The organism is Bradyrhizobium sp., assembly GCF_016462955.1.
Lineage (GTDB): Bacteria > Pseudomonadota > Alphaproteobacteria > Rhizobiales > Xanthobacteraceae > Bradyrhizobium.
The window spans coordinates 989-9,601 of sequence record NZ_JAEMSD010000228.1; the positions used below are offsets into that span (position 1 = coordinate 989).

General features: G+C 64.6%; 6 protein-coding genes and 2 pseudogenes. 6 read left to right on the forward strand and 2 right to left on the reverse strand.

Annotated features, from left to right (window positions below):
- Both JHD07_RS21950 and JHD07_RS21955 read left to right on the forward strand, forming a co-directional pair.
- A pseudogene (locus JHD07_RS21950) lies at window positions 1-576 on the forward strand (DUF2157 domain-containing protein); the annotation flags it as partial.
- Complete coding sequence (locus JHD07_RS21955) at window positions 573-1,187, forward strand: GDYXXLXY domain-containing protein (RefSeq protein WP_291625696.1); 615 nt, start codon at window positions 573-575, stop codon at window positions 1,185-1,187. The pseudogene JHD07_RS21950 and the gene JHD07_RS21955, both read left to right, overlap by 4 nt.
- A 17-nt stretch (window positions 1,188-1,204) precedes the next feature.
- On the opposite strand, the gene JHD07_RS21960 is transcribed toward JHD07_RS21955, so the two are convergent.
- Window positions 1,205-1,696, reverse strand: coding sequence for an Lrp/AsnC family transcriptional regulator (locus JHD07_RS21960; protein ID WP_291625698.1), 492 nt, complete (start codon window positions 1,694-1,696; stop codon window positions 1,205-1,207).
- Window positions 1,697-2,026: 330 nt separating this feature from the next.
- On the opposite strand from JHD07_RS21960, the gene JHD07_RS21965 reads away from it, so the two are divergent.
- Window positions 2,027-4,114, forward strand: a complete 2,088-nt coding sequence (locus tag JHD07_RS21965) for a hypothetical protein (protein ID WP_291625700.1) — start codon at window positions 2,027-2,029, stop codon at window positions 4,112-4,114.
- A 277-nt stretch (window positions 4,115-4,391) separates the two neighbouring features.
- Window positions 4,392-4,928 carry a GDYXXLXY domain-containing protein gene (locus JHD07_RS21970; protein WP_366864978.1) on the forward strand — a complete coding sequence of 179 codons (537 nt, stop codon included), beginning with the start codon at window positions 4,392-4,394 and terminating at the stop codon, window positions 4,926-4,928.
- Window positions 4,929-4,945: 17 nt separating this feature from the next.
- Here JHD07_RS21970 and JHD07_RS21975 read toward each other — a convergent pair whose 3' ends face one another.
- Entirely contained in the window at window positions 4,946-5,437 is a 492-nt protein-coding gene (locus tag JHD07_RS21975) for an Lrp/AsnC family transcriptional regulator (protein WP_291625698.1), read from the reverse strand.
- Window positions 5,438-5,767: 330 nt separating this feature from the next.
- On the opposite strand from JHD07_RS21975, the gene JHD07_RS21980 reads away from it, so the two are divergent.
- Window positions 5,768-7,855 carry a hypothetical protein gene (locus JHD07_RS21980; protein WP_291625700.1) on the forward strand — a complete coding sequence of 696 codons (2,088 nt, stop codon included), beginning with the start codon at window positions 5,768-5,770 and terminating at the stop codon, window positions 7,853-7,855.
- A 129-nt stretch (window positions 7,856-7,984) separates the two neighbouring features.
- A pseudogene (locus tag JHD07_RS21985) lies at window positions 7,985-8,613 on the forward strand (MFS transporter); the annotation flags it as partial.

Consider the following 8,613-nt stretch of genomic DNA (forward strand, 5'->3'; position numbering starts at 1 on the left):
GGCGCGGCGCTGCTGTTCGGCGCGGGGCTCGCGATCGCGGCCATGCCGTCGCCGCGGGCGCTCCGCCTCGGCAGCGTGCTGTCCGCCTATGGCGCGTTGTCGCTGGCGGCCGTCGCCTTCCTCGAGGTGACGACGGTCGACGACATCATCCGCCTGCGCACCGCGAAGGCATCAGCCCAGCCCCCCTGGGCGATCCTGTGCGGCGCTGCCGGCGTGATCCTCGCTCTCGTGTCCGCCGCGTTGACCCGGCGCGCCGGTGAAGTCCTGGCGGCAGGCGCGATCGGCCTCGTGCTGCTCGCCGCGCCGCTGTGGCCGGCGCCTGCTTCCGGCGAGCCCTGGCTCGCCTATGCCGCGCTGCTCTGCGCCATGCTGTGCCTCGTCGTATCGGGCATGCTCGACGACGTGCGCCCGCGCATCGTCGCGGGCTGGCTCGGCATCGCCGGCGTGGTCGCGGGCATCACCTGGGCCGTGAAGGGCTCGCTGCTGCACCGCTCGCTCTTCCTGGCAGTGGCGGGCATCGCCGCCGTCGCCTTCGCCACCGCGCTGGGCCGCCTGCTGCCGAGGGCCGCGCGATGACCGGGCTGATCGCTTCGCTCGCCGCGTTCGGGCGGCGCATCCCAAAACCCGTGCTGTTCGGCCTCGCCGTCCTGCTGCAATCTGTGTTGCTCGTGCTCATGGTGGCCGACCGCATGCAGATCCTGCGCGACGGCGTCGAGGTCACCTTGCAGACGCAGCCGGTCGATCCCCGCGATCTCCTGCGCGGCGACTATGTCGTGCTCAATTACGACATCTCTCTGGTCGCTGCCGGCGCGCTCAAAGGCAAGGTCGCCGACGCGCGCCACCCCGATGTCTTCGTCAAGCTCGCGCCCAGGGCCGACGGCGTCTATCAGGCGGTCTCGGTGCACGCCGAGCCTGTCACGGTCACCGCGCCCGAAGTGCTGATCCGCGGACGCGTTGCCAATTACGCCGGCTCCTGCGGCGACGACCGGCGAAGGTTCTGCGACAAGCTGCCGATCAAATACGGCCTCGAAAGCTATTTCGTGCCCGAAGGCGAGGGCAAAAAGCTCGAGGACGCCCGCAACCAGCAGAAGCTCCGCATCGTCGCCGCCGTGCTGCCCTCGGGGCGGGCAGCGATCAAGCGGCTGCTGCTGGATGGGGAGAAGGTGTACGAGGAGCCGCTGTATTAGCCGCCGCCACTGAGGCCCTACTGCACCTGCTTTGACGAATTCGGCATCGGGCGCTCGATGCCGACTTTCCAGGTCTCCTTCGCCGTCGACAGCGCGATCAGCGTTTCGGTGCGCTCGACGCCGCCCACGGCCTTGATCGTGTCGGTGAGAAAGCGTTCGAGGTCACGCGTGGTGCCGACGCGCACCTTCAAGAGATAATTCCAGGCTCCGGTGATGTGGTGGCATTCCAGCACGTCGGCCGACGCCTTCACTTTGTCCAGGAACGCCGGCTCGACTTTCGGATTGCTCCAGCTCACCATGATGAAAGCGAGCAGGTCGAGGCCAACCGCCTCCGGCGCGATCCGGGCGTGGAAGCCCGAAATGATGCCGTTTCGCACCAGTCGTTTGATGCGGTCGTTGATGGTCGAAATCGCAATGCCCATCTTCTCGCTGAGCGTCGCCAGCGGCTGCCGGTCATCCTCCTGCAGGAGCGACAGGAGGTGGCAGTCGGTTTCGTCGAGTCTCGCCATCAATGCCTCGTCTTGAGATTTCGCAACTTTTCCGGGATTGTCGCCGAACAGCGCCCCAGGGCAAGGGCGCATCCGGCGCTCGGCCAAGCAAATTCCGATAATTTTACGGATTGTGCCTCCTAAAACACACTTTATGCGGAAAATGTCCAAATAGCCGCAATAGATGCGGTATTTGGAGGAGGTCTTGGGTATCCTTGCCATGCCGATGCGATCTGATCGCGTCGGTTTGGAATGGGACGTGCGAGGCTGGGACTGATGCTGCGGACATTGTTTTTGGGAGGCTGCTCCTGGCTCTTGCTCGGGGCGAGCGCCCCGGCGGCGGACCTGCCGATGCAAGCCAAGGCGCCGCCTGCGATCGCAACATCCTGGGCTGGCTTCTATCTTGGCGTCCACGGCGGCTATGGCTGGGGCAAGAACAGCTTCAGGGAATATATCAGCGAAGCTGATCCTCATCCGTTCATCGACGGACCGAAATCGCAAGGCAGCGTCGTCGGCGGCCACGCCGGTTACAATTGGCAATATGGCCGCGCCGTCACCGGAATAGAGATCGACTGGAGCGCCGCCGACATCCGCGGCAGCGCCCAGCCTTTATCCGCCATAACCGTGTTCGGGCCGCAGACGCTCGATCGATCCGACCATGCCAAATATCTCGGTACGGCGCGGGGGCGCATCGGATGGTTGCCGAACGACAGCGTCCTGCTCTACGGCACCGCCGGCTTCGCCTGGGGACGTTTCGAGGAGAGGCGAGCATCGACGGTGCCGGCGTTCAATATCACCACCGACGTCACGACACCGTTCGATCGCCTGGGTTGGGTCGCTGGCGCCGGTATCGAGGCGATGCCGTTCGGGCCGAACTGGATCGGCCGCATCGAATATCTGCATTATGATTTCGGCGGCGCGCAGACGACCTCCGTCGTGACGTCGAGTTTCCCAGACATTTGGCGCACAGATGGCGCCGGGCGGCAGACGCTCGATGTGCTGCGTGCGGGCTTATCCTACAAGTTCGGCACGCCGGGTGGCGTGAATGCCGCCTATGCTGCCGCGCCGTCTGCTGTCGCGGGCGCCTCGTGGGCCGGCTTCTATCTCGGTGCCCATGGCGGCTATGGCTGGGGCCGGAACGACGGAGCTGCCACCGTATCGGCCGCGCCGCCCGCCGATATCGTCTTTCCGAAGCTGCGCGGCGGACTTTATGGCGGCCATGTCGGCTACAACTGGCAATTCGACCGCGTGGTGGCCGGCTTCGAAGCCGATCTCAGCATCGCTCGCATCGGCGGGCGAGCCCAGGTGCAGTATGCGAACCCGCCGGCGGCGATCACGTCGAGCCGGGAGCCGGAAATCGAAGCGCTCGGCTCGTTGCGCGCACGCCTCGGCTGGGCCGCGGGCGAAAGCTTGCTTCTTTATGGCACCGCGGGTCTCGGCTGGGAACGCATCGCCACGACCGAAGGCTTTTCCAGCGTGGCGCCTGCAGGTGCGGTGACGTCCACGACCTATGACGCCGTCGACCGCTTCGGCTGGGTCGCTGGTGCCGGCGCCGAGGCCCGGCTGCCCGGCAGCAATTGGATCGGCCGGCTCGAATATCTCCACTATGGATTCGGGACGGTCGCAGAGAACAGCGTGGTCACCAATAATGTGGGAACGTACACGGACCGTGCCTCCAGCCATGGCGTCGATGTGCTGCGCGCCGGCGTGTCCTACAAGTTCGGCGACCAACTCCCTGCAGATCCCGTGCGCTACGCCAAAGCCGCGACCCCTGTGCTGCCGGCGGGTTGGGGAGGCTTCTATCTCGGCGGCCACGCGGGCTATGGCTGGCAGGATAATGATTTCACCAAGGTGATCGATTTCACCAGCGGTCAGCAGACCGGCGGCATCGTTTCGCGCGGCTGGTTGGGCGGCGGGCATGTCGGTCATAACTGGCAATTCGGAAGGCTGGTCGCCGGCATGGAGGGCGATGCCAGCTTCGCCGATATCGAAGGAACGTCCAGGCCGGTCACGCAGCCTGGCTTCGGCGGCAGCCAGACCGACGTGCTCGGCGACAGGATCAAATTTCTGGCGACCGCGCGCGCGCGCCTTGGTTGGCTGCCGGTCGACAATCTCTTGCTCTACGCCACCGGCGGACCTGCATTCGCTCGGATGGAGCGCACATGGTCGACCGTGTTGACCGGCGCGGGTGGATCCCGGACCGACCTCCTGACCACTCCCAGCAACAGGTTCGGCGGCGTCATCGGCGGCGGTGCCGAATGGATGCCGTTTGGTCCCAACTGGATCGGCCGAATCGAATACCTGCATTATGATTTTGGCCGGGTTCGCGACGTCCTGACCCAGGCCTCGACCAATCCGGCCGTGTTGTCGGCGTCGGAACATCGCGGACGTCAGACGCTCGACGTCGTTCGCGCGGGAGTCTCCTATAAATTCCCCTAGAGCATGATCCGGAAAAGTGTGAAGCGGTTTTCCGAAAAGATCATGCTCAAACAATAACCTCAAGCGCGATGACGATTCATCCTAATCGCATCGCGCTGTAGAGCGTTTGCGAGTGAAGTGGACACCGGTTCGCGTCAAGAAAACGCGTCAAACAAGAAGCTGAAGCTTCGGTTCTGATTCAATCAGAACCGAAGCTCTAGGCTTGACGGCTGCACGTTCAGCGTCGTCGCCGCGTAAGCTGTCGTGGCCGCGATCTCGAAGCCGGGCCGCCTTCGCCGTGCTGCTGCAATCAGCGTTGCCGGTGCTGACTGGCCGCATGCAGATGCTGCGCGGCGGCGTCGAGGTCACCTTGCAGATGCAGCCGGTCGATCTCCGCGATCTCCTGCGCGGCGACTATGTCGTGCTCAGTTACGACATCTCGCAGCTGCCGGCAGGCAGCCTCAAAGGCAAGGTCGCCGACGCGCGCCATCCCATCGTCTTCGTCAAGCTCGCGCCCAAGGCCGACGGCGTTTATCAGGCGGTCTCGGTGCATGCCGAGCCCGTCACGGTCACCGCGGCCGAAGTGCTGATCCGCGGCCGCGTCGGCAATTACGGCGGCTCCTGCGGTGACGACCGCCGAAGGTTCTGCGACAAGCTGCCGATCAAATACGGCCTCGAAAGCTATTTCGTGCCCGAAGGCGAGGGCAAAAAGCTCGAGGACGCCCGCAACCAGCAGAAGCTCCGCATCGTCGCCGCCGTGCTGCCCTCGGGGCGGGCAGCGATCAAGCGGCTGCTGCTGGATGGGGAGAAGGTGTACGAGGAGCCGCTGTATTAGCCGCCGCCACTGAGGCCCTACTGCACCTGCTTTGACGAATTCGGCATCGGGCGCTCGATGCCGACTTTCCAGGTCTCCTTCGCCGTCGACAGCGCGATCAGCGTTTCGGTGCGCTCGACGCCGCCCACGGCCTTGATCGTGTCGGTGAGAAAGCGTTCGAGGTCACGCGTGGTGCCGACGCGCACCTTCAAGAGATAATTCCAGGCTCCGGTGATGTGGTGGCATTCCAGCACGTCGGCCGACGCCTTCACTTTGTCCAGGAACGCCGGCTCGACTTTCGGATTGCTCCAGCTCACCATGATGAAAGCGAGCAGGTCGAGGCCAACCGCCTCCGGCGCGATCCGGGCGTGGAAGCCCGAAATGATGCCGTTTCGCACCAGTCGTTTGATGCGGTCGTTGATGGTCGAAATCGCAATGCCCATCTTCTCGCTGAGCGTCGCCAGCGGCTGCCGGTCATCCTCCTGCAGGAGCGACAGGAGGTGGCAGTCGGTTTCGTCGAGTCTCGCCATCAATGCCTCGTCTTGAGATTTCGCAACTTTTCCGGGATTGTCGCCGAACAGCGCCCCAGGGCAAGGGCGCATCCGGCGCTCGGCCAAGCAAATTCCGATAATTTTACGGATTGTGCCTCCTAAAACACACTTTATGCGGAAAATGTCCAAATAGCCGCAATAGATGCGGTATTTGGAGGAGGTCTTGGGTATCCTTGCCATGCCGATGCGATCTGATCGCGTCGGTTTGGAATGGGACGTGCGAGGCTGGGACTGATGCTGCGGACATTGTTTTTGGGAGGCTGCTCCTGGCTCTTGCTCGGGGCGAGCGCCCCGGCGGCGGACCTGCCGATGCAAGCCAAGGCGCCGCCTGCGATCGCAACATCCTGGGCTGGCTTCTATCTTGGCGTCCACGGCGGCTATGGCTGGGGCAAGAACAGCTTCAGGGAATATATCAGCGAAGCTGATCCTCATCCGTTCATCGACGGACCGAAATCGCAAGGCAGCGTCGTCGGCGGCCACGCCGGTTACAATTGGCAATATGGCCGCGCCGTCACCGGAATAGAGATCGACTGGAGCGCCGCCGACATCCGCGGCAGCGCCCAGCCTTTATCCGCCATAACCGTGTTCGGGCCGCAGACGCTCGATCGATCCGACCATGCCAAATATCTCGGTACGGCGCGGGGGCGCATCGGATGGTTGCCGAACGACAGCGTCCTGCTCTACGGCACCGCCGGCTTCGCCTGGGGACGTTTCGAGGAGAGGCGAGCATCGACGGTGCCGGCGTTCAATATCACCACCGACGTCACGACACCGTTCGATCGCCTGGGTTGGGTCGCTGGCGCCGGTATCGAGGCGATGCCGTTCGGGCCGAACTGGATCGGCCGCATCGAATATCTGCATTATGATTTCGGCGGCGCGCAGACGACCTCCGTCGTGACGTCGAGTTTCCCAGACATTTGGCGCACAGATGGCGCCGGGCGGCAGACGCTCGATGTGCTGCGTGCGGGCTTATCCTACAAGTTCGGCACGCCGGGTGGCGTGAATGCCGCCTATGCTGCCGCGCCGTCTGCTGTCGCGGGCGCCTCGTGGGCCGGCTTCTATCTCGGTGCCCATGGCGGCTATGGCTGGGGCCGGAACGACGGAGCTGCCACCGTATCGGCCGCGCCGCCCGCCGATATCGTCTTTCCGAAGCTGCGCGGCGGACTTTATGGCGGCCATGTCGGCTACAACTGGCAATTCGACCGCGTGGTGGCCGGCTTCGAAGCCGATCTCAGCATCGCTCGCATCGGCGGGCGAGCCCAGGTGCAGTATGCGAACCCGCCGGCGGCGATCACGTCGAGCCGGGAGCCGGAAATCGAAGCGCTCGGCTCGTTGCGCGCACGCCTCGGCTGGGCCGCGGGCGAAAGCTTGCTTCTTTATGGCACCGCGGGTCTCGGCTGGGAACGCATCGCCACGACCGAAGGCTTTTCCAGCGTGGCGCCTGCAGGTGCGGTGACGTCCACGACCTATGACGCCGTCGACCGCTTCGGCTGGGTCGCTGGTGCCGGCGCCGAGGCCCGGCTGCCCGGCAGCAATTGGATCGGCCGGCTCGAATATCTCCACTATGGATTCGGGACGGTCGCAGAGAACAGCGTGGTCACCAATAATGTGGGAACGTACACGGACCGTGCCTCCAGCCATGGCGTCGATGTGCTGCGCGCCGGCGTGTCCTACAAGTTCGGCGACCAACTCCCTGCAGATCCCGTGCGCTACGCCAAAGCCGCGACCCCTGTGCTGCCGGCGGGTTGGGGAGGCTTCTATCTCGGCGGCCACGCGGGCTATGGCTGGCAGGATAATGATTTCACCAAGGTGATCGATTTCACCAGCGGTCAGCAGACCGGCGGCATCGTTTCGCGCGGCTGGTTGGGCGGCGGGCATGTCGGTCATAACTGGCAATTCGGAAGGCTGGTCGCCGGCATGGAGGGCGATGCCAGCTTCGCCGATATCGAAGGAACGTCCAGGCCGGTCACGCAGCCTGGCTTCGGCGGCAGCCAGACCGACGTGCTCGGCGACAGGATCAAATTTCTGGCGACCGCGCGCGCGCGCCTTGGTTGGCTGCCGGTCGACAATCTCTTGCTCTACGCCACCGGCGGACCTGCATTCGCTCGGATGGAGCGCACATGGTCGACCGTGTTGACCGGCGCGGGTGGATCCCGGACCGACCTCCTGACCACTCCCAGCAACAGGTTCGGCGGCGTCATCGGCGGCGGTGCCGAATGGATGCCGTTTGGTCCCAACTGGATCGGCCGAATCGAATACCTGCATTATGATTTTGGCCGGGTTCGCGACGTCCTGACCCAGGCCTCGACCAATCCGGCCGTGTTGTCGGCGTCGGAACATCGCGGACGTCAGACGCTCGACGTCGTTCGCGCGGGAGTCTCCTATAAATTCCCCTAGAGCATGATCCGGAAAAGTGTGAAGCGGTTTTCCGAAAAGATCATGCTCAAACAATAACCTAAAGCGCGATGACGATTCATCCTAATCGCAACGCGCTTAGGCGCATGCGCGCCCCTTGAGAGAATCCAGATGACCCCCGCTGCCCGGCTGTCCGCAGCCATCGAACTGATCGACACCATCGAGAGAGACCGCGTGCCTGCGGCGAAAGCGCTGAAGGAGTGGGGCACCGCGCACCGCTTTGCCGGCTCGGGCGACCGAGCCGCCATCGCCGGCCTCGTCTGGGACGTGCTGCGCCGCTACGCCTCGAGCGCGTTCCTGATGGATTCCGATACCGCGCGGGCGCGCCTGATCGGCATGCTCCGCCTCGAGCGCAACATGGACACGGCGACCATGGCCGCGCTGTTCGACGGCAGCCGGTTTGCGCCGGCGCCGCTGACCGAGGCCGAGCAGGCCGCGCTTGCCTCGCGGACCCTCGAAGGCGCGCCTGCGGCGATTGCCGGCGATTACCCGGAGTGGCTCGACCCGCACCTTGCCAAAGTGTTCGGCGAGACCCGCGCGGCGGAGGCGGCGGCGATGGCCAGCCGGGCGCCGCTGGACCTGCGCGTCAACACGCTAAAGTCCAATCGTGACAAAGCGCTGCAGGCACTTGCTCATCTTCATGCGAAACCGACGCCCTGGTCCGCAACCGGCCTGCGCATCGAGCTTTCGGCCGACGCGCGCAACCCGGGCATCCAGGCCGAAGAGGGTTTCATCAAGGG